The 21,684-nt window shown below is 69.5% G+C and carries 18 protein-coding genes; 9 read left to right on the top strand and 9 right to left on the bottom strand.

Going from position 1 to position 21,684, the window contains the following annotated elements; all coding sequences use genetic code 11:
• Positions 1-11: 11 nt before the first annotated feature.
• From F6W70_RS10860 to F6W70_RS10835, 6 genes are all read right to left on the bottom strand, one after another.
• The gene (locus F6W70_RS10860; protein WP_151486714.1) at positions 12-1,268 is read right to left on the bottom strand and encodes a hypothetical protein; all 1,257 of its coding nucleotides are present in this window, start codon (positions 1,266-1,268) and stop codon (positions 12-14) included.
• Positions 1,269-1,455: 187 nt separating this feature from the next.
• Positions 1,456-3,663 carry a chitobiase/beta-hexosaminidase C-terminal domain-containing protein gene (locus tag F6W70_RS10855; protein ID WP_151486713.1) on the bottom strand — a complete coding sequence of 736 codons (2,208 nt, stop codon included), beginning with the start codon at positions 3,661-3,663 and terminating at the stop codon, positions 1,456-1,458.
• A gap of 169 nt (positions 3,664-3,832) precedes the next feature.
• Positions 3,833-4,702 carry a 3-methyl-2-oxobutanoate hydroxymethyltransferase gene (gene panB / locus F6W70_RS10850; RefSeq protein WP_151486712.1) on the bottom strand — a complete coding sequence of 290 codons (870 nt, stop codon included), beginning with the start codon at positions 4,700-4,702 and terminating at the stop codon, positions 3,833-3,835.
• Positions 4,699-5,583 carry a pantoate--beta-alanine ligase gene (gene panC / locus F6W70_RS10845; protein ID WP_151486711.1) on the bottom strand — a complete coding sequence of 295 codons (885 nt, stop codon included), beginning with the start codon at positions 5,581-5,583 and terminating at the stop codon, positions 4,699-4,701. The genes panB and panC overlap by 4 nt, the downstream gene beginning before the upstream one ends.
• Positions 5,580-6,341, bottom strand: a complete 762-nt coding sequence (locus F6W70_RS10840; RefSeq protein ID WP_151486710.1) for a Rossmann-like and DUF2520 domain-containing protein — start codon at positions 6,339-6,341, stop codon at positions 5,580-5,582. Before F6W70_RS10840 ends, panC begins: the two co-directional genes overlap by 4 nt.
• Before the next feature lie 197 nt (positions 6,342-6,538).
• Positions 6,539-7,543: a LacI family DNA-binding transcriptional regulator gene (locus F6W70_RS10835; protein ID WP_151486709.1), complete on the bottom strand. Its 1,005-nt coding sequence runs from the start codon at positions 7,541-7,543 to the stop codon at positions 6,539-6,541.
• 153 nt (positions 7,544-7,696) lie between these two features.
• Here F6W70_RS10835 and F6W70_RS10830 point away from each other — a divergent pair, with 153 nt between their 5' ends.
• The 4 genes from F6W70_RS10830 to F6W70_RS10815 are packed head-to-tail and all read left to right on the top strand — an operon-like array spanning position 7,697 to position 12,748.
• Positions 7,697-8,947, top strand: a complete 1,251-nt coding sequence (locus F6W70_RS10830) for a sugar ABC transporter substrate-binding protein (protein WP_151486708.1) — start codon at positions 7,697-7,699, stop codon at positions 8,945-8,947.
• 2 nt (positions 8,948-8,949) lie between these two features.
• Positions 8,950-10,047, top strand: coding sequence for a carbohydrate ABC transporter permease (locus tag F6W70_RS10825; RefSeq protein WP_127481575.1), 1,098 nt, complete (start codon positions 8,950-8,952; stop codon positions 10,045-10,047).
• On the top strand, positions 10,044-10,886 hold the full coding sequence (locus F6W70_RS10820) for a carbohydrate ABC transporter permease (protein ID WP_017831150.1): 843 nt from the start codon (positions 10,044-10,046) through the stop codon (positions 10,884-10,886). The genes F6W70_RS10825 and F6W70_RS10820 overlap by 4 nt, the downstream gene beginning before the upstream one ends.
• Positions 10,883-12,748 (top strand): glycogen debranching N-terminal domain-containing protein, encoded by a 1,866-nt coding sequence (locus tag F6W70_RS10815; RefSeq protein ID WP_151486707.1) that lies wholly within the window; start codon positions 10,883-10,885, stop codon positions 12,746-12,748. Before F6W70_RS10820 ends, F6W70_RS10815 begins: the two co-directional genes overlap by 4 nt.
• Positions 12,749-12,779: 31 nt before the next feature.
• Here the strand turns inward: F6W70_RS10815 and hutI are convergent, their stop codons facing one another.
• The 3 genes from hutI to hutH are packed head-to-tail and all read right to left on the bottom strand — an operon-like array spanning position 12,780 to position 17,154.
• Positions 12,780-13,943 (bottom strand): imidazolonepropionase, encoded by a 1,164-nt coding sequence (gene hutI / locus F6W70_RS10810; RefSeq protein WP_151486706.1) that lies wholly within the window; start codon positions 13,941-13,943, stop codon positions 12,780-12,782.
• Between the two features lie 12 nt (positions 13,944-13,955).
• Positions 13,956-15,620 (bottom strand): urocanate hydratase, encoded by a 1,665-nt coding sequence (hutU, locus tag F6W70_RS10805; protein ID WP_055869199.1) that lies wholly within the window; start codon positions 15,618-15,620, stop codon positions 13,956-13,958.
• Complete coding sequence (gene hutH, locus F6W70_RS10800; protein ID WP_151486705.1) at positions 15,613-17,154, bottom strand: histidine ammonia-lyase; 1,542 nt, start codon at positions 17,152-17,154, stop codon at positions 15,613-15,615. Before hutH ends, hutU begins: the two co-directional genes overlap by 8 nt.
• A 58-nt stretch (positions 17,155-17,212) precedes the next feature.
• Between hutH and F6W70_RS10795 the strand changes: the two genes are divergently transcribed.
• The 5 genes from F6W70_RS10795 to F6W70_RS10775 all read left to right on the top strand — a co-directional run bounded on the left by F6W70_RS10795 (position 17,213) and on the right by F6W70_RS10775 (position 21,484).
• On the top strand, positions 17,213-17,995 hold the full coding sequence (locus F6W70_RS10795) for an IclR family transcriptional regulator (protein WP_151486704.1): 783 nt from the start codon (positions 17,213-17,215) through the stop codon (positions 17,993-17,995).
• 68 nt (positions 17,996-18,063) lie between these two features.
• Positions 18,064-19,272 (top strand): OmpA family protein, encoded by a 1,209-nt coding sequence (locus F6W70_RS10790; RefSeq protein WP_151486703.1) that lies wholly within the window; start codon positions 18,064-18,066, stop codon positions 19,270-19,272.
• Between the two features lie 18 nt (positions 19,273-19,290).
• Complete coding sequence (locus F6W70_RS10785; RefSeq protein WP_151486702.1) at positions 19,291-19,827, top strand: DUF3060 domain-containing protein; 537 nt, start codon at positions 19,291-19,293, stop codon at positions 19,825-19,827.
• Positions 19,827-20,552, top strand: coding sequence for a response regulator transcription factor (locus F6W70_RS10780; RefSeq protein WP_151486701.1), 726 nt, complete (start codon positions 19,827-19,829; stop codon positions 20,550-20,552). Before F6W70_RS10785 ends, F6W70_RS10780 begins: the two co-directional genes overlap by 1 nt.
• Complete coding sequence (locus F6W70_RS10775) at positions 20,549-21,484, top strand: sensor histidine kinase (RefSeq protein ID WP_151486700.1); 936 nt, start codon at positions 20,549-20,551, stop codon at positions 21,482-21,484. The genes F6W70_RS10780 and F6W70_RS10775 overlap by 4 nt, the downstream gene beginning before the upstream one ends.
• Positions 21,485-21,684: the final 200 nt, after the last annotated feature.

The raw sequence follows: 21,684 nt of genomic DNA, 5'->3' as shown, positions 1-21,684 counted from the left end.
CGCCACCGCCCTCACCACAGAGCTGCGCCCGCGACGGCGCGCATCGCTGGAGAGATCGATGCGAATGCTCCGGGCGACGAGAGGGCGCACAGGCTCTCGACCACCCGCCGCACCGCATATCGATCTCCGGATCCGCGCTCCGCGTCGCCCTCCCGATGCGATCGCAGTGACCACTCGGAGAACCTCCCGCCGTGGTCTCGCCCCTCGTCGACCGCAGCCTCACCGCGCGTGACGGTTTCGGGAAGCTCGTCGAACGCCATGACCGACCCGTCGGCGACGGCCAGCAGTGCGAGGGTGACGGCGCGCAGCTGCCCATGCGGGAACAGCCGCTCCTTGCCGTGCGCTCTCACGACGCCGACGACCTGGAGGAAGCCGCGCGCTTCACCGTTCGCCAGCGCGTGCCCGAGGTGCGTGACCACGATGCGACCGCGCAGCCTGCGCACCGCCTTCGTCTGCCGTGCCAGCAATGCCAGGGCATCGACGGGGTCTGGCACGTCGGACGCCTCCGCGTCGTGCCACCCGAGGTCTTCGGCGGCCTCGGCGACGGCCGCGCGGGGCAGCCACCCGGCTACCGGGTCCTGCTCGACGCCGTCGGGGCCGATCCGCGCAACGAGACCCCGCAGTCCTGCGGTCGCCGATTCCACGGTCGCCGAGTCCGCGGCCACCTGGCCGGGCGGAGCGGCGTCGATGAGCCCCGTGCCTTCGAGGTGTGCGAGAAGCGCCAGTCGACGGACGGGCGTCAACGACTCGCACAGCGTCACCAGCGAGGAGGAGGCGCGCAGGCCGTCGCCCCGCTCACTCGCAGTGATCGGGTCGAGTCGCGGCTGCACCAGTCCGAAGCGCTGCGCGAGTTCGAACGCCACATGCTCCGCCCGGAACGGTGGTCGCTGCACCTGCCAGCCCGCGGCCTCCGTCTGCTCTTCCGCCTGAACGCGACCCGCATCGACGACGGTGACGCGCGGCTCCCCCATCCTGGTCTCGAACGGTCCGCTGATCGTCACGTCGACCACGTCAGCGACGCCGGGGATCGACACCCGCTGCGTGTTGCCCCTCCAGGACACGAGATCGATGAGGGGCGAGTGGTCGGGCCCGTCTTCAGAGTCGGGCGTCTCGGGCTCGAGCCCGAGGCTCAGCCGGTAGGCCTCCACGATCCAATAGGAGGGCGCGTCGCGCGGCACACCGATGACCCGGGTGAGGTCAGGCCGATCGGTCACCGACATCTCGACGTGAAGAGCCCAGGTGACGTGGACGTGCTCGGAGAGGTTCATCCGCGCAACGCTAGACCTCTCCCGGCCCTGCTCCCCGCCACGAAAGCACGAACTGTCGAGAACTTTTCGAACCTTCTGGTCGTGCAGGAAGACTCGGAGCATGCACCGGTCCTCCGGCGGACGCCGGGAGGCCCTGCGGTGCGAGAGGACACGGCCTCGCCTCACCACAGGGCCCCACCTCTGCATGTCAGCGCAGCACGAACTCCACCGTCGTGACATTGCCGGCGACGTCGTAGACGAGAAGCGTGTTCTCGCCCTTCACCCCGCCGAAGGTCCCCGGCTTCACGAAGTTGAGGTCGGACCAGGCGTTGTTCGTCAGATCCTTCTCGACGCCGTTGAGCGCGATCCGGTCGACCTTGCCGGCATCGTTGAGCTTGAAGCTGACCTTGTCATATCCCGCTGCATCGCCGACCGTGAACGAGCCGCCGGTCTTCACGGTCACCGTGGGGGCTGTGGCGTCGACGACGACATCGAAGGTCGAGGTCTTCGAGATGTTGCCGGCCGCATCCTGGGCGTTGTACTTGACCGTGTACGCACCGTCGGGAAGCTTGACCGTCGCGACATGCGAGCCGCTCGCACCTGAGACCGCCGACTGCGTGCTCTTGACGAGCTTCCCGCCCTGGTAGATGTTCGCGACGATGCGGGCGAGCCCCACCTCATCGGTCGCATCGACCCGGATGTCGATGGACTTCGAGGGGCCGGCCGACGCCGGACTGACGAGCGTGACCTGCGGGCGCGTGGTGTCCGGCACCTCGCCGGCGACGAATGCGACCGAGGTCTTCTCAGAGCGGTTGCCGTACATGTCGACCGCGGTGACCTCGGCGATGTAGCTCGTCCCCTTCGTGAGGGTGAGGAGCGGAGCATCGGCCTGTCGGCCGTTGCGGATGGCGAGCGGGATCTCGAGCACGCTCGGGCGCGGCGCGATCTGGAAGTCGGCGAGCACCTTCGCCCCGGCCCTGATCGGCAGCGCCTCGGCGCCCGTGACCGCGTCGCGGACCCGCACGTCGTAGCCGTACACCGCTTCGTCATCGGTCGCGGCGGGAAAGCGGAGCACATCGGCCCCGTTCGTCACGATGTGCTCGGGTGCTCCCTGCTGCACCGGAGCGACCGCATCGCGCGCGGCGGCCGTGTAGTCGAAGTTCGCGCGCACCTCTTCGGCGGTGCTGCCGTCGAGGCGGACGGTCCACGTCGGCCCTGCGAGCGTCCCCGCGCTGGCGAACGGGTAGCCGGACTGGTAGCCCCACGCGCCGTTCGTGTAGGTGCGTTCGTCCTCGGCGGCGAAGTTGATCCGGTCGATCTCGGTGCGGTCTGCGTAGACCTCGACGTAGAGGGCCTGCGCGGTGGGGATCGTGAACTCGTCCCAGAGCGCATCGCCGTAGATCTGGTACGCATCGTGGGGAGTCTCGGTGTACGACATGGATCCGTCGTTCACAGCCGTGAAGGCCCCCTGCCAGATGGAGCGCTCGTCGTTCAGGTGCAGGTGCGAATGGCCGGAGAAGTAGACGGCCTGCGGGTACCCGGAGAGGTCGCTCGTGAGCGCGGCGTTCGAGGCCTGGGCCCCGTCGTAGACCGTGTTGGCGGTCGGTCGGTGGCCGACGACGAAGATCGGCGTGTTGAGAGCGCCCGACTCGGCCGAGAGGGCGGCGAGACGACCCTGCAGCCACGTGCGCTGCGCGCCCGAGTACCGCTCGGTGTCGGTCACGAGGAAGGTCTGACCGTCGATCGTCTTCTCGTAGTAGCCGCCGGACGCGTTGGGGAACCAGTCGCCGTAGTACTTGGCCATGTCGGCGTTGCCCACGTCGTGGTTGCCGTGGGACATCAGGATCGGAGTGTCGTCGAGTCCGAGGCGATCGATGTTCTCGTCGAAGATCGTCTTCACGACCTGGTGGTCGGGCGCGGTGTTGTTGTTGTTGTCGTTGATCTGGTCGCCGTTGGAGATGATCAGGTCGGGATCGGGGTTGATCGAGGCCAGGGTGTCGAAGTGGCTGCTCCAGATGCCCCGGTTCTTGTCGTCGAGGGACGACGTGTGCACGTCGCTCATCACGAAGAACGACAGCTGCGGCTCCTCCTCCGTCTTGATGATGTAGCCCTCGATCTCGGCGGGCGATGTGACACCACCCTTGATCGAGACCGCAGCGAGGTTCGACGTCTCCTCGATGACGAGCGGCTTCTTGTAGATCGGGCTCTTCGCGGTCGGCGTCGAGCCGTCGAGCGTGTACCTGATCTCGGCGCCCTGCGGCGCGGTGAGCGCGACGGTGGCCGACTCGGTGAACCGGCCGCCCTCCTGACTGAACGTCGGTGCGGCCAGTCCGTCAGCGGCGTTCGCCGCGAGGGGGAACGCGACGGCTGCGGCGACGGCCGCGAGCGTGCACACTCCTGCGATCTGTCTCTTCACTTGATCCTCTTCCACGTGTATATCTACGACTCACCGAACCGGCGCTGAGATCGACGCTAGGGAGCCGTTCGAGACAGAGAACAGCGAAAGCAGGAACGTTAGGTAAACAACTTGGCCAAGAGGGCCAGGCATGTCGCCGGAAGAAGTAAATACAAGATCACGAAGGCCCTCAACGTCCCGCGAGCAGCTCCTCGAGGCGCACGGCCTCTTCTCGCGGCATGGAGTACCCGTGCTCGGCCGCCGGGTAGGCGCCGGAGCGCACCTCGGCCGCATACGCCTCGACACCCGCGATCGCCGCTGCGCGCAGGTCGGCGTAGCGCTTGACGAACTTGGCGGCTCCGCCGTCGTAGAGCCCGAGCAGATCGTGGAACACGAGCACCTGTCCGTCGGCATCCGCGCCGGCTCCGATGCCGATCACCGGGATGTCGAGCAGCGGCACGAGGGCGGCCGTCACCTCGGCGGGCACCGCCTCGACCACGAGCATCGAGCACCCGGCATCCTGCAACGCCAGCGCATCGTCGATCACGGCGAGAGCGGCCTGGGCGGTGCGCCCCTGCGCGCGGTAGCCGCCGAGCGCGACGGCCGTCTGCGGGGTGAGCCCGACGTGCCCGACGACGGGGATGCCCGCCTGCACGAGCGCTCGCGCGCGGTGGACGGTGGTGCCGCCGCGCTCGATCTTCACCAGGTCGCAGCCGGCTTCCTTCACGAAGCGCTGCGCGGTCGCGATGGCCACCTCGTCGGAGGCTTCGTACGAGCCGAACGGCAGGTCGCCGACGAGCAACGGGGCCGCGAGTCCGCGTCGAACAGCCTTGGTCAGCATGAGCATCTCGTCGATCGTGACAGGCACCGTGCTGTCGTAGCCGAGCACGGTCATCGCGGCCGAGTCACCCACGAGGACGACATCGACACCCGCGGCCTCCGCGATCTGCGCACTCGGATGGTCGTACGCGGTCACCATGACGATCGGCTCTCCGGCCGCCTTCTTCGCGGCGAGGCCGGCGAGTGTGACACGCGTGCGGGGAGAAGCATGAGCGCTCATGCGCCGGCCTCCGTCTCTCTGTCGTTCGGAGCTTCCGCCGCGCGCAGGACGTGGTTGTCGATCAGTCGGGTGGCCCCGACGTGCGCGGCGACGGCGAGCAGGGCGTCGCGGTCGACCCGCGCGAGGGGGCGCAGTGTCTCGGCGTCGCGAAGCTCGAGGTATTCGGGGTCGATCCCGGCGTCGCCGAGCACGTCGCGCGCGGCGGAGAGGATGCTCCCGGCGGCGGCGTCACCCGCCTCGAACACCGCGGCGCCCGCGTCGAGGGCACGGTTGAGCGCGGTCGCCCGCACACGGGCGGCGGGGTCGAGGTACACGTTGCGCGAGCTCATGGCGAGCCCGTCGGCTTCCCGCACGATCGGGCAGGCGACGATCCGCACGTCGAGGTCGAGGTCCCGCACGACACGGCGGACCACGAGCACCTGCTGCGCGTCCTTCTGCCCGAAGTAGGCGGTGTCGGGCCGGACGATGCCGAACAGCTTCGTGACGACCGTGGCGACCCCGTCGAAGTGGTGCGCCCCACGGCTCGCACCGTCGAGCACGTCGGTGAGGCCCGCGACGTGGATGTTCGTCGCGAACCCCTCGGGGTAGATCTCCGACGGTGCGGGAGCGAAGAGGATGTCGACGCCTGCAGCTTCCGCGAGCGCGGCATCGCGCGCCTCATCGCGCGGGTAGGCGCTGAGGTCTTCGTTCGCGCCGAACTGGGTCGGATTGACGAAGAGCGAGACGACGACCAGGTCGGATGCCGCGCGCGCGGCCCGCATCAGCGACAGGTGCCCGTCGTGGAAGGCACCCATCGTGGGCACGAGACCGATCATCGAGCCCCTGACCCTCGCTTCGCGGATAGCGGCTCTGACCTCGGGGATCGTGCGGAGGATTCTCATGTGGAGGGCCCCTCGGTTGCAGGGGCGGGGCGGGCGGCGATCGTGCGCGTGACGGCGGCGAGGGCGTCGAACAGGTCGGACAGCTCGAGCTCCGCCGCGGCGGCACGTTGGCGCGCGACGGTCGCCTCATCGCCCCGGGCGATGGGTCCGGTCAGAACCGCAGGAGCACCACTCGCCTCCCAGTTCTCGACCGTCCGCCGCACGAGCGGCGCCAGGAGCGCCCGCGCGTCGTCGCCGGGAACACCCGCGGCGGAGGCGAGCCTCTCCGCGGAGTCGAGGACGGTGAGGAGGAAGTTCGAGGCGAAGGACGCGGCCGTGTGGTAGCTCGCACGGTAAGCGTCGTCGACCGGGAACGGACGAGCGCCGAGGGCGATGGCGAGCTGTTCCGCGACCTCGCGCGCTGCGGACGTACGGCCGGCGACAGCGGCGCCGATGCCGTGGAACACCTTAGCCGACTCCGCGCCGGTGAAGGTCTGCAACGGGTGGAGGCTGAAATCCACGTCGTCGAGAGGGGTCGCACCGGAGACGTGTCCGAGCACACCGGCATGCGGGCGAGCCGTGAGGGCGGTCTCGGCAATCGCGGCATCCGGCACGCAGAGCACGACGATGTCCGCATCCGGGATTTGCTCCGCGCGGCCGAAAGGGCCGAGCACGTCGAGCCGCGCCGCGCGCAGTGCCTGCGCGAGTACGCGTCCGAGACGCCCGGCGCCGACGATGGCGATGGTCGTTCCTGGTGCGAGAGAAGAGGGTGTCTGCATGGGATGCCCCGGGTCCGGATCACGCGGTTCGGGTGCCAGAAGTATCCGCCCTTCTCGGCGCCTGCTCCAAATCCGAGAGCAGAGCGACAATTCGCAAAGGGCTTTTGTTTCACATGTTGATCAACAAAAGCCCCGGAGAATGATCAGAGAGCATTCCGTCTCCTTCGAGCCCGCAGCTGTCTCCTCCGTGGCGCTCCTCAGCGCACGACCAGTTCCGGCGTGATCAGCGCATGGGCGGAACCCGCCTCCAAGGTGCGCGGAGCGACGATCTCGCCCGTCGGGCCCATGAGCAGTTCGAGGACCGCCGTTGCCACATCCTCCGGCCGCTGCTCGACGCTCGTAAAGCCCAGGGCCTCCGCGGTCGGCGTGTTGTCGAAGCCTGTCACGGGCAAGGAGAGTCCTGCCGAGGCGACGGCCAGCAGCGCACCGACGGCGAGCGAGTCGCTGGCGCACACGAGGGCATCCGGTGCCGGCCCCGCGGCGAGCGCTGCCTCCACGCAGGCCCGCGCGAGCGGAACACCCTCCTCCGCCGTCAGCCGCGCACCGTGCGCTCCGGCCGCAGCCATCGCCTCACGCCAGCCGCGCTCGCGGTCGTCGCCGGTCCCCGAGCCCGCCGGCCATCCGAGGAACATGACGTCGCTGCCGCGGTTCAGCGCGTGCTCGGTCGCGGCGCGCGTGCCTGCGGCGCCGTCGACGTCGACCCAGAGGTGATGCGGATCGGCGATGTCGTCCTCGCCCCACGGCCGGCCGAACGAGATGAAGGGCAGGCCATCCCGATCCAGACTGCGCACGCGCGGGTCGTCGCGCGAGGTGCCGGTGATGATCGCGGCGTCGATCTCCGACCCCTCCCAGAGCTCCGACAGCCGCTGGATCTCCTCTTCGCGCGTACGGGCGGCGTAGACCAGCATCCGCATGCCGCGCTCGCTCGCGCGCTCGGTGATCGCATGCACGAATCGATCGAGGACGACGCCGGAGATCCCGCCGAGATACGGATCGAGGCGGATGCCGATCGTGGAGCTCCGCCGCAGCCGCAGCCGCCGTGCGGCCGCATGACGTCGGTAGCCGAGCTCATGGATCGCCGCGATCACGCGTTCCCTGGTCGCCGGTCGGACGATGTCCGGGGTGTTGAGCACGTTCGAGACCGTCTGTCGCGAGACGCCAGCGCGCTCGGCGACGTCTTCGACGGTCGGCGCCTTCACCATCGAACCTCCTCGCTCGCGCACGGGTTGACACTTCCCGCGACTCGCCCTTAGCCTATTCCACGCAGAGTTTGATCGTTCAAATTTCTGCGCACGATCCCGCACGGTCCTCCCGAGACCGTCGCCCGCAGTGACTCATCAAAGGAGAGAGAGACCATGACACGGCACACCACTCGCGCAGTCTTCGGCACCGGGGCGGTGCTCCTCACCGGCGCGCTCGTGCTCACCGGCTGCGGATCCGGTTTCGCAGGAGACGACACGAAGGCGGACGCCGAGGGCCTCACCTCCTCCGACGACGCGCTCACGGTCCTGATCGGCTCGTCCGGAGACGCCGAGACCGCCGCCGTGCAGTCCGCCGTCGACGCGTGGTCGGCCGATTCCGGGACGAAGGTCACGGTGCAGGTGGCCAGCAACCTCGACCAGGAGCTGTCGCAGGGCTTCGCCGCCGGCGACCCGGCCGATCTCTTCTACCTCTCGACCGACCAGGCCTCCGGCTACGCGGCCAACGGATCGCTCAAGGCCTATGGCGACCAGCTCGCCAACAAGGACGACTTCTATCCCTCGCTCGTGGAGAACTTCACGGTCGACGGCACGTTCTACTGCGCGCCCAAGGACTTCTCGACGCTGTCCCTCATCATCAACACGCAGATGTGGACCGAGGCCGGCCTCACCGACGCCGACCTCCCGAAGACGTGGGACGACCTCGCCGCCGTCGCGCAGAAGCTCACGACCGCCGAGCACGTCGGTCTCGCCTTCGGCGCCGAGTATCAGCGCGTGGGCGTCTTCATGGCACAGGCAGGGGGCGGTCTCGTCAGCGACGGCACGGTCATCGCGGATGACGCCGCCAACGTCGAGGCGCTCGAATACGTGAAGTCGCACCTCGTCGACGGCACGTTCGCGTATGCCAAGGACGTCGGGGCGGGCTGGGGTGGCGAAGCCCTCGGCAAGCAGTCCGCGGCCATGGTGATCGAGGGCAACTGGATCACCGGAGCGCTCTCGAACGACTACAGCACCCTGGAGTACACCGTCGCCGAGCTCCCCGAGGGCGCCGGTGGCAAGGGCACGCTCCAGTTCACGAACTGCTGGGGAATGGCCGCCGACAGCCCGAACCAGCAGGCAGCCCTCGACCTGGTGGAGTACCTCACGAGCGCCGACAGCCAGCTCGCATTCTCGAAGGCCTTCGGCCCGATGCCGTCGATCAAGTCCGCCGCCGCGGACTGGACGTCGGCGAACCCGACCCTGGAGGCCTTCCTCGCCGGCGCGGACTACGCGCAGTTCCCGCCGAACCAGGCCGGAACCGCCGACGTCATCGCGGACTTCAACTCGCAGCTCGAGTCGCTGAAGACCACCGACCCGAAGACGATCCTCGACGGGGTGCAGTCGAACCTCGAAGCGGTCGTCGAGTAACCATGGCGGTCAAGGCAACGCCTCGTCGCGGCAGGGCCTCCGGGCTCCGCCGCGGCGAGGCGGCAGCCGGATGGCTGTTCACGGCGCCGGTGATCGTGATCCTCGGCGTCTTCCTCCTCATCCCCGTCGTGATGGCGCTCTGGGTGAGCGTCTCGGACTGGGCCGGACGCGGCAGCCCCCTCTCCGGATCGGTGTCGTTCGTCGGCGCCGACAACTTCGCCGCCGTGCTCACCGACGGCGGTCTCGCCACGAAGGACTTCGGCACGGCTCTGCGCAACAACGCGTGGTACGTCCTGCTCGTCGTCCCGCTGCAGACCGCCCTCGCCCTGTTCCTCGCCATCCTCGTCAACCGCGCCATGCTCCGCGGCCGCGGGTTCTTCCGCACGGCCTACTACTTCCCGTCCGTGACCAGCTCCGTCGCGATCACCGTGCTGTGGATGTTCCTCTTCACCGCGAGCGGAGCCGTGAACGACGTGCTCTCGTGGTTCGGCATCAACGGTCCCAACTGGTTCAACGATCCGCGCGGCATCCTCCACCTCGCACTCGGCACGGTCGGCGTCGATGCCGGCCCCGCAGCCCTCACGCAGGGCGGCACGCTCGGAGTGTCGTGGTGGGAGTGGCTCGCGGGCCCCTCCGTCGCGATGAGCGCCTACATCCTGATGGCGATCTTCACGACCTCGGGCACGTTCATGCTCATCTTCCTCGCCGGCCTCCAGAACCTCGGCGCCGACGTCGACGAGGCCGCCATGATGGACGGCGCGAACGGTTGGCAGCGCTTCTGGCGCATCACCCTCCCTCAGCTGCGTCCGACGCTCTTCACCGTGCTCACCCTCGGTCTCATCGGCTGCTGGCAGGTGTTCGACCAGATCTACACGGGCACCCGAGGAGCGCCCAGCAAGACCACGCTCACCCCGGCCTATCTGTCGTATCAGACCGCATTCCAGAACCAGGAGTGGGGGCAGGGGGCGGCGATCGCATTCATGCTCTTCGTGATCATCGTGATCTTCACGCTCCTGCAACGGTGGGTGCTGCGCGATCGGCCGGTCTCGAAGCGTCGCATCCGCGCCTACCAGTCCTCCTCGAAGGGAGCATCGTCATGAAACGGCTCTCCCCCAAGCAGTTGACCTGGCAGATCGCGCTCTACGCCCTGCTGATCGTCCTCGCGATCATCTACATCTACCCGTTCCTCATCCAGGTGGCGACGAGCTTCAAGACCGACGAGGATGCCGCCTCCAGCGGAGTCACGCTCATCCCCGAGGTCTGGACGTTCGCGGCGTACGAGCGGCTGTTCCGCAACTCCGACTTCCCGTCGTGGTTCGTCAACAGCGCGATCGTGACGATCTTCGTCACGATCGGCCGCGTGTTCTTCAACTCCCTCGCCGGGTACGCTCTCGCCCGGCTGCGCTTCCGCGGACGCGGTGTCGTCTTCGCGGCGCTGATCGCCGTGATGTCGGTGCCGGCCGTGGTGCTGCTGATCCCCAAGTTCCTCGTGATCAACCAGCTCGGCATCTTCAACTCCTATGCCGGGATGATCCTGCCGCTGCTCGTCGATGCGGCCGGGGTGTTCATCATGAAGAACTTCTTCGAATCGATCCCCGAGTCGGTCGAGGAGCAGGCACGGATCGACGGCGCCGGCACGTTCCGGCTGTTCTGGTCCGTGGTCCTGCCGATGGCGACGCCCGCCCTCGTGACGATCGTCATCCTGTCGTTCCAGGGTTCGTGGAACGAGCTCAGCCACTTCATCGTGTCGACCAACGACCCCGCGCTGACCACCCTGACCAAGGGCGTCGCGTCGCTGGCCAGCGGCGGACTCAGCCAGGGCACCCAGTACCCGCTCAAGCTGGCGGCGGCGCTCATCATGACGATCCCCGTCGCCGTGATGTTCTTCGTCTTCCAGCGCCGCATCATGAACTCCACAGAAGGAGCCGTCAAGGAATGACCCCCTCCCCGCCCCTCCAGCCGCTGCTGGACGACGCCATGATCATGCTCGAGGCGCCGACCCAGGCATGGTCCGACGACGTCGGCCGCATGGGCACCGCGCCGATCCACGGCATCTATCACGGCGACGTGCGACACATCCGGAGCATCGAGATCGAGGTCGACGGCACCGCACTCGAGTCCATCGGCTGCGCCTCGCCGGTGCCGCAGCAGACGGTCCTGACGGATCTGCTCCGAGGGCTCGACGACGGATCGGCCGATCCGAAGGTGCGGATGGACCGCGACCGGCGGGTCGCCGCGGGCTCGTTCACCGAGCGCATCACGGTCGCCTCCCACCTGGTCACCGAGATCCCGGTGGCCATCACGGTGCGCGTCGTCCCCGACTTCGCCCCGATGCAGCAGGTCAAGGCCGGACTCGGCGCCGATGAAACGTGGAGCTGGGACGGATCCGTCTGCCGCGCGGGAGAGGCATCCTTCACGCTCACCGCCCCCGCGGCCACCGTGACGCACGACGCCGGCGCCCTGGTGCTGCGGTGGGACGTGGTGGTGCCCCCGCGGGGATCCGTCGCCGTGGACTGGTCGGCAGACCTCGATGACCCGAGCCTCGTGGTCACGGCCGCGCGGCCATCGCGTGCCCCGAGACTCGAGGCCCCCGCCGACTCACGTGCCGCGCGCTGGATGGAGCAGGCGATCGCCGACCTCTCCGCCCTGCGCCTCGCTCTTCCCGCACATCCGGATGACGCGTTCTATGCCGCCGGTGCGCCCTGGTTCTTCACCCTCTTCGGGCGGGATTCGCTCTGGGCCGCGCGGCTCGCCCTCGCCGTCGACCCCGACATCGCGGCCTCGACGCTGCGGGTGCTGGCCCGGCTCCAGGGCGCCGCGCACGACGCATCGGCCGCCGAGGCGCCGGGCAAGATCGCCCATGAGCTGCGCAGCGGTGTCCTGTCGCTTCCCCACGAGGACGTGCACCTCCCCCCGCTGTACTACGGCACAGTGGATGCGACCCCGCTCTGGATCTGCCTGCTCGCCGACGCCCACGCCGGGGGGATGTCCGAGCGCGAGGTGCGGGCACTGCTTCCCGCGCTGCGTGCGGCATTGACCTGGATGACGGTGCACGGCGACGCCTCGGGCAGCGGATTCATCGACTACGCGGACGAGTCGGGCCACGGGCTCGCGAACCAGGGGTGGAAGGACTCCGGCGACTCGATCCAGTGGCGCGACGGCCGCCTGGCCGAGGGGCCGATCGCCCTGAGCGAGGTGCAGGGCTATGCGTATGAGGCGGCGATCCGCGGCGCAGACCTGCTCGACACCTTCGGCGAACCCGGTGCTGCCGAGCTCCGGGTCTGGGCCGCAGACCTCCGCGAACGCTTCCGCGCCGCGTACTGGGTGACCACGCCCGAGGGCCGCTACCCGGCGATCGCCCTCGACGCGCACGGCGCCCCGGTCGACACGCTCACGAGCAACATCGGCCACCTCATCGGCACCGGCATCCTCGATCCCGAAGAGGAGCAGGCGTGCGCTGCGCTCCTGACGGCACCGAGCATGTCCAGCGGCTACGGCATCCGCACCATGTCGACCGGAGCCGCCGGCTATTGGCCGCTGAGCTATCACGGCGGCAGCGTGTGGGCGCATGACACCGCCATCGCCGTGCACGGCATGATGCGAGCCGGACTCGACTCCGAGGCGAGGATGATTGCGGGGCAGCTGCTCGACCTCGCAGAGGGCTTCGACTACCGCGTGCCCGAGCTGCATTCCGGCGATGCCCTGGTGCCCGGTGGCGCGCCCCTGCCCTACCCCGCGGCCTGTCGCCCGCAGGCGTGGTCGGCCGCCGCAGCCGTCGTCGTCACGCAGGCGCTCGGGTGATCCGGAGCGATCGGCTGAGCGCCCCGTGGCCTCAGCCGATCGCTCGCCCGTCCTTCCAGACCGCCCGCACCAGCGGCACGCCGGGTCGGTAGGCGAGGTGGATGCGGGTCGGCGCGTCGAGCAGCACGAGGTCGGCCCTCGCACCGGGTGCGAGCACGCCCACGTCGTCGCGGCGGAGCGCCTTCGCGCCCCCGGCGGTCGCCGCCCAGACCGCCTCGGCCGGAGTCATCCCCATGTCGCGCACGGCCACGGCGATGCAGAACGGCATCGATGAGGTGAAGCTCGACCCCGGGTTCGTGTCGCAGGCCAGGGCCACGGTCACTCCCGCGTCGATCAGGCGGCGGGCGTCAGGATACGGCTGCCGCGTCGAGAACTCGACCCCCGGCAGCAGCGTGAGCACGGTGTCGGAGCCGGCGAGCGCGTCGACGTCGGCATCCGTCAGATAGGTGCCGTGGTCGATGGATGCCGCACCGAGCTCGACCGCCAGACGCACACCCTCCCCCGGACCGAGCTGGCTCGCATGCACCCGGGGCACGAGGCCGCGCGTGATGCCGGCTTCCAGCACCCGGCGTGACTGCGCCACCGTGAAGGCGCCGGTCTCGCAGAACACGTCGACCCACTTCGCGTGCGGTGCGCAGGCATCGAGCATGGGCCCGGTGACCAGATCGACGTACTCGTCCGGCCGGTCGGCATACTCGGCGGGCACGACGTGCGCTCCGAGGAAGGTCACCTCGGGTGTCACCTCTGCGGCCAGGCGCACGAGGCGCTCCTCGTCGGCGACGCTCAGCCCGTAGCCGCTCTTGATCTCGACGGTCGTCGTGCCCTGCGCGAGCATCTCGTCGAGGAAGCCGCGAAGGCGTGCGCGCAGCTCGTCATCAGTGGCGGCCCGGGTCGCGGCGACGGTCGAGCGGATGCCGCCGGCAGCGTACTTCTGCCCTGCCATGCGGGCCTCGAACTCGGCCGCGCGGTCGCCCGCGAAGACCAGGTGGCTGTGACTGTCGACGAACCCGGGGATCACCGCACGCCCACCGGCGTCGACGACCTCATCGACCTCCGGTGCGTCCGCGGCGGCGCCCACCCAGGCGATCCGCTCGCCCTCGATCAGCACCGCGGCATCGAGAACGGTCCCGGTGAGGTCGCCGCCGGTGGAGACGTTGGTGGTCAGTTCCGCGATGTTCGTGATGAGCGTCGACATGCCCTCACCCTCTCAGAGCATCGGCACGTTGAGGCCGCGCTCGCGCGCCACCTCACGGGCGTGCTCATATCCGGCGTCGACGTGCCGCATCACTCCGGTGCCCGGATCGTTCGTCAGCACGCGTTCGAGCTTCTCCGCCGCGAGGGCGCTGCCGTCGGCGACCGTGACCTGACCGGCGTGGATGGAGCGGCCGATGCCGACGCCGCCGCCATGGTGCAGCGACACCCAGGAGGCGCCGGATGCCGTGTTGAGCAGGGCGTTCAGCAGGGGCCAGTCGGCGATCGCGTCGGAGCCGTCCTTCATGGCCTCGGTCTCGCGGTACGGCGATGCCACGGAGCCTGCGTCGAGGTGGTCGCGACCGATCACGATCGGGGCCGACAGCTCGCCCGAGGCGACCATCTCGTTGAACTTGAGCCCGGCGAGGTGGCGCTCCTTGTAGCCGAGCCAGCAGATGCGGGCGGGCAGCCCCTCGAAGTGCACCTTCTCCCCGGCCTTCTCGAGCCAGCGGTGCAGGGCGGCATCCTCGGGGAAGAGCTCGGCGATGGCCCGGTCGGTCTTGTAGATGTCTTCCGGGTCGCCGGAGAGGGCAGCCCAGCGGAACGGCCCGCGTCCTTCCTCGAACTGCGGGCGGATGTACGCCGGCACGAACCCGGGGAACTCGAACGCCCGGTCGAACCCGCCCAGCTGCGCCTCGGCCCTGATCGAGTTGCCGTAGTCGAACACCGCGGCCCCCGCATCCTGGAAGGCCACCATCGCCGCGACGTGCGCGGCCATCGATTCGCGCGAGCGGCGCGTGAACTCCTCCGGGTCGCGCGCAGCCTCGGCCTTCCAGTCCGCGACCGTGATGCCGAGCGGCAGGTAGGCGAGCGGATCGTGGGCACTGGTCTGATCGGTCACGATGTCGATCGGCACGCCGCGGCGCCGCAGCTCGGGGAAGACCTCGGCCGCGTTGCCGACCACGCCGACCGAGAGGGCTTCGCCCGCCTCCTTGGCGGCGACGACCCGGGCGACGGCCGCATCGAGGTCGGTCGTGTACTCGTCGAGGTAGCCGTGCTCCACGCGACGAGCGAGACGCGACTCATCCACATCGACGATCAGCACCGCTCCGTCGTTCAGAGTCACGGCGAGCGGCTGGGCGCCGCCCATGCCACCGGCTCCACCGGTGAGGGTGAGGGTGCCGCGGAGCGAGTCGCGGCCGAGCGAGCGGGCGACGGCGGCGAACGTCTCGTACGTGCCCTGCAGGATTCCCTGCGTGCCGATGTAGATCCAGGATCCGGCGGTCATCTGCCCGTACATGATGAGGCCGAGCTCTTCGAGCTTGCGGAACTCGGGCCAGTTCGCCCAGTCCCCCACCAGGTTGGAGTTGGCGATCAGCACACGCGGCGCCCACTCGTGGGTGCGGAAGACGCCGACCGGCTTGCCCGACTGCACCAGCAGGGTCTCATCCGGTTCGAGCTCGTCGAGAGTGCGCACGATCGCGTCGTACGCCTCCCAGCTGCGCGCGGCCTTGCCGGTGCCGCCGTAGACGACCAGGTCTTCGGGGTGCTCGGCGACCTCGGGATCGAGGTTGTTCATCAGCATGCGCTTGGCGGCTTCGGCGCCCCAGCTCTTCGCGGTGCGCTGGTTGCCGCGGGCGGCGCGGACGACGCGGGGCCCGGATACGGGGGACTCAGCCATGGGTGTGCTCCTTTGCGATGCGGGCGACGGCGCCCGACTGGACGAGTGCGGTGACGGCTTCCATCTCGGGCGAGAGGAAGCGGTCGGGGCCGGGACCGGCGGCTACGGTGCGCACCAGGTCGCGCACGGCACCGGTCGCGGGTCCGGCCTGCAGCGGGGCGCGCAGGTCGAGGGCGCGGGCGCCGGTGAGGATCTCGATCGCGAGCACGCGTCCGAGTCCGTCGATCGCGCGTCGCAGCTTGCGCGCAGCGGCCCACCCCATCGACACGTGGTCCTCCTGCATGGCGGACGACGGGATCGAGTCGACGGATGCTGGCACCGCGAGGCGCTTGAGCTCGGAGACGATTCCGGCGGCCGCGTACTGCGCGATCATGAGACCGGAGTCGACGCCCACCTCATCGGCCAGGAACGGCGGGAGTCCGTGGCTGCGGGCCGGATCCAGCGCGCGGTCCGTACGACGCTCGGAAACCGAGGCGACGTCGGCGACCGAGATCGCGAGGAAGTCGAGGACGGCCGCGACGGGAGCGCCGTGGAAGTTGCCGTTGGACTCGATGCGGCCGTCGAGGGTGATGACGGGGTTGTCGATCACGCTGGCGAGCTCGCGCCCGGCGATCAGCGTCGCATGGGCGAGGGTGTCGCGCGCGGCGCCGTGCACCTGGGGCGAGCAGCGCAGCGAGTAGGCATCCTGCACGCGGCCGTCGTCCGGTCCCTTGTGGCTCGCGACCATGGGGGAGTCGCCAAGGAACGCGCGCAGGTTCGCCGCCGATTCGGACTGTCCCGTCTGGGCGCGCAGCGCCATCAGGTCGGCGGCGAACACGGCGTCGGTGCCGAGCTGCGATTCGACCGACATCGCCGCGGCGATGTCGGCGGTGAGCAGAAGGGTCTCCAGGTCGTGGAGTGCGAGCACCAGCATGCCGAGCATGCCGTCGGTGCCGTTGATGAGTGCCAGCCCCTCCTTCTCGACGAGGGTGAGCGGCTCGATGCCCGCGGCGGCGAGGGCGTCGGATGCGGGAACCAGCGCGCCGGAGGCATCGCGCACGTCGCCTTCGCCCATCGTGGCCAGGGCGATGTGGGCGAGAGGCGCGAGGTCGCCCGAGCAGCCGAGCGAGCCGTACTCGCGCACCACGGGCGTGATGCCGGAGTTGAGCAGGGCTGCGTAGGTCTCGACGACGACCGCGCGGACACCCGTGCGCCCGGAGGCGAGCGTCTGCAGGCGCAGGAGCTGAAGACCGCGGACGACCTCGCGCTCGACCTCGGCGCCCGTGCCGGCGGCGTGCGAGCGGATCAGGCTGGCCTGCAGCTGCAGGCGGCGGTCGGGAGCGATGAACGTGGTCGCGAGGGCCCCGAAGCCGGTGGAGACGCCGTAGTGCGGGTTCGGATCAGCCGCGAGGCCGTCGATCACGCGGCGGGTGTCGGCGACGCGTGCGAGTGCCTCCGCGTCGATCTGCACGGGCGCATCGTGGCGGACGACGGCGACGACATCGGCGGGAGACAGCGGGGCTGCTCCGACCAGCACGGGGGCAAGTTCGGTCATGTTCTGATTCCACACCCGCAGTGTCGACGGGGATACCCGTTCGTGCGATGCTGTGTCTGTGATCCCAGACAGGAGTGCGGCCTCTCGCGCAGCCGAACCGCAGGTCCCGGCGGCCGAGAACACCCTCCGCATCCTCAGCTACCTCGCCGGACGCCCGGCTCCTGTGGCGGCATCCGCGATCGCGCGCGAGCTCGACCTGCCGCGCTCCACGGTCTATCACCTGCTCACCACGTTGGCTGCGCACGGCTTCGTGCTTCATCTCCGCGAGGAGCAGAGATGGGGTCTGGGCACTTCCGCGTTCGAGCTGGCCGGCGGCTACACCCGCCAGCAGCCGCTCGCCCGACTCGGCCGACCGCTGATCGCCGCGTTGTCCGACCGCCTGGGCGAGAGCGCCCACCTCGCCGTGATGAGCGGTGGCGACGTGCTCTACATCGTCGAGGAGCGCGCACCCCGCCGCCCCGCCCTCGTGACGGATGTCGGCGTACGCCTTCCTGCGCACCTCACCGCGAGCGGACGGGCGATGCTGGCCGCCCTGCCCCGGGAACAGGTGCGCGCGCTGTATCCGAGCGCGTCGTCGTTCCCCGACCGCACAGGGCTGGGGCCGCGTCGCCCCGCAGAGCTGCGCGAACTCCTGCGGGAGGTACGAGCACGCGGCTATGCGGTCGAGGATAGCGAGGTGGCAGACGGGCTCCGATCGGTCGGAGCCGTCGTGCGCGACCACACCGGCTGGCCGGTCGCCGCAGTGGCTGTCACGTGGGGCGGCGAAGGACTTGATGAGCGGACGCTCGCGGATGCCGTCATCGACACCGCAGGGGTTCTGGAGTCGCGGGTCAAACGGTGAGCGGACGTGTCGCAGGCTTGCGACAACTCCGCGACAGTATCGCCACACCGGCTGGATACGCTCGATCCATGACCACCGCCGCACGCACCGCCTCGTCTGCCTCCCGCCGTCGCCGCCAGGGCGTCGCACTCGGACTCCTGGCCTCCCTCGTCGTCACCGGGTGTGCCGCGACGCCGCCGAGCGCCCCGAAGCCGAGCGGCGCCCCGACGTCGCCCGATGCCCCGATTTCCGCCGTCGCCACGGTTCCCGGATACGACGTGGGCCAGTTCCCGCCCGTGCCGCTGTTCGTGCTCCCCGACCTGTCACTGCTGGACTCGTCGGCATCCGCCTTCGCGATCGAGGTCAACGATGCGCTCGCCGACATCCCCGGGGTCACGGCGACACCGGCGCACTGCGATGCGACCGGGAATGTGGTCTCCGGCAACGGCACCGCGCTGCTGTACGGCGACGGATCCGGCACCTTCACGGGGCCGGACGGAACCGTGCAGAACTTCGGCGACGGATCGGGTACCTCCACGATCAACGGCGTCACGATCCAGAACTTCGGCGACGGGTCGGGCAACTACACCGATGGCGCGGTCACGATCCAGAACTTCGGCGACGGGTCCGGCAACTACACCGATGCGACCAAGACCGTGCAGATCTTCGGCGACGGCTCCGGCAACTACTCCGACGGCGACGTGACCATCCAGAACTTCGGCGACGGATCGGGCAACTACGAGGCCGGGGCTGTGACCATCCAGAACTTCGGTGACGGCTCTGGCAACTACACCAGCCGCGACATCACCATCCAGAACTTCGGAGACGGCACGGCACAGGTGAACGGCGAGCGGGTGAAGGCCGAGCCGTTGCCGGTCGTCCCCACGCTCGGGGTGTTCCCGCCGCTGGGCACGCTCGCCCCGTTGGAGTCCTGCGGCACGACCCTCACATTCGAGGACGGGGTGCTGTTCGACTTCGACAAGAGCGACATCCGCGACGATGCGGCCACCACGCTGGATGCCGTGGCCGACGCGCTCACCGCGCTCGAGGTCGCGCAGGCCTCGGTGTCGGGCCACACGGACGCCATCGGATCGGATGCCGAGAACCAGACGCTGTCGGAGGATCGCGCGGATGCGGTGGTCGATGGCCTCCAGGACCGCGGGGTCGGCACCGCGCTCACCGCCGAGGGCTTCGGGGAGTCCCGCCCTGTCGCCGCGAACGAGATCGATGGCGTCGACAACCCCGCGGGGCGCCAGCTCAACCGACGCGTCGAGATCTTCATCCCGGCGACCTTCTGACACGAGAAGATGGATGCCATGCGCGCTGCACGCCGGCACATCGCCGCGATCACTCCCGTGGTGATCGCGGCGCTGCTGCTCACCGGATGCACGGTCCGCATCATCGATCCCTCCGCAGACGATGCCCGCTCGCCTGCGCCACAGGAGGCCGGCCCCGCACCGCAGGATGAGACCACGCCGCGCGCGACCTCGTCACCGGACGAGGAGGATGCCGACGCGACGCCACCGGCGCTCTCCGCACCGAACGCGGCCGAACGCGAGCGGCTGATCGCCGCGGCCACGATCACGATGACCTGCCCGAGCGGGCCGCTGGACCACGATGGCGCCGTGGTGCGCGTCGAGGGGTCGTGCGCGAATCTGGTGATCGACATCGATGCGGGCGTCGTGATCGCCGACGACGTCGATGAGCTCCTGCTCCGCGGCTCCGGCACCGTCGTCTATGCCGGGACGATAGGCACGGCGACCGTGTCGGGGAGCGCCAACGAGGTGTACTGGACGGGGCCGACACCGACGCTGGAAGACGACGGCAGCGCGAACTCCCTCGGGCGGGGCTGATGATCACCGAACAGACTGAGCGCCCCCGGATCCTGCTCGTCGACGACGACGAGGCGATCACCGGGGCGCTGGCCGCGTTCCTGGGAAGGAGCGGCTTCGATGTGCGCGTCGCCGAAGACGGGCGCGCAGGTCTGGCCGAGGTGGAGCGCGAGGTGCCCGACCTGGTGGTGTGCGATGTGATCATGCCCCACGTCGACGGACGCGAGTTCGTCCGTCGCATCCGGGGCCGGCAGCTCTGGCTCCCCATCATCCTGCTCACCCAGGTCGGCGAGTCGTGGGAGCGCAGCGCGGCCCTCGACGAGGGCGCGGACGACTACCTGAACAAGCCCTTCGATCCGCACGAACTGATCTCGCGCATCCGCGCCGTGCTGCGTCGAAGCTCGCAGGGCGCCGGTGCCCTCCGGGGCTCGCAACGGCTGCAGGCCCTGGACATCACGCTGGATCGCACCGCGCGTCGCGTGTGGCGGGGCGACACCGAACTCACCCTCACCCCGAAAGCACTCACGCTGCTCGAGTACTTGATGCTGCATCCGCAGGAGGTGCACACGCGAGAGCGGCTCCTGTCAGCGCTGTGGGGCTTCGACTTCGCCTCATCGAGCCGTGCCGTCGACCACCGCATCGCCGAGCTGCGCCGGGTGCTCGGCGACTCCGCAGGGGAAGCGCGCCTCATCGAGACCGCGCAGAGCATGGGCTACCTGTTCGTTCCGCGGGTGGTGGGCGCATGACCGACCGCAGGGGCGTGGCACTCGGGGTGGCGTCGGCCGTGCCGGTCGGGGTGTGCGCTTTCGCCGCGGGGGTGATGACTGCAGCGGGGGACCAGCGCCTTCTCGCGATCGACCTCGCGCTGCCCGGTGCCGTGGCGCTCGCGGGTGCACTCGTCTCCGCCGTTCCGGCGATCATGCTGGTCATTCATCGCACGCGGCGTCGTGAGCGCACCAGGATGCAGACGGCCGTGGCCGATGCCGCCGCGCAGGCGACACAGACCGAGCACGCGAATCACCAACGGTTCCTTGCGCGGCTCGATCATGAGCTGAAGAACCCGTTGACCGCCATTCGGGCGACGGCGGCCGCAGCTGCGGCGCAGGATGGATCCTCACTCGACGAGTGGCGGGTGGTGGACACTCAGGCGACGAAGCTGAGCGCTCTGGTGCGGGACCTGCGCAAACTGGCGGAGCTGGAGACGCGCCCCTTGGAGCTCGAGATGGTCGATCTCGAGCAGGTCCTCAGCGAGGCGGTGGCGGCGTTGGCTGCCCAGAACCCTGCGGCAGGCGCACGGATGTCGTTGACGGTCACCCGAGTGCCGTGGCCCGTGCCACCGCTGCATGCAGACCTCGACCTGCTGTCGCTCGCGATCGACAACGTGCTGTCGAACGCCGCCAAGTACTCGGCGCAGGGTCCGATCGAGGTGCGGCTGCGTGAACAAGACGGCTGGGCTGTCATCGACGTCGCGGATGCCGGTCGGGGAATCCCTGCGGGAGACCTGCCGACGGTCTTCGATGAGCTCGCGCGGGCCCAGAACGCACGGGACGTCACGGGTTCAGGCATCGGGCTCACGCTCGTCGCCACGGTGATGCGGCATCACGGCGGGGATGTGTCGATCCGCTCCGCCGAGGGCGCCGGCACCGTTCTCACGCTGCGTCTTCCGATCCGCCGTTGAACTGAACACTCCCTCGACGTGCGACGTTAACGAAGAAGAGCCACCCCTTGCGGGATGGCTCTTGCTTCTGTTTCGTACGCACTCGCGTGTAAACGCAAAATGGCCACCCAACGATGGGTGGCCATTTTGACTAAAAGGAGTCCGGCGGTGTCCTACTCTCCCACAGGGTCCCCCCTGCAGTACCATCGGCGCTGTGAGGC

It is taken from the genome of Microbacterium maritypicum (genome assembly GCF_008868125.1).
In the GTDB taxonomy this organism is placed as follows: domain Bacteria; phylum Actinomycetota; class Actinomycetes; order Actinomycetales; family Microbacteriaceae; genus Microbacterium; species Microbacterium maritypicum.
The sequence above is the reverse complement of the archived record's forward strand: the minus strand, read 5'-3'. Positions and strand labels throughout refer to the sequence as shown.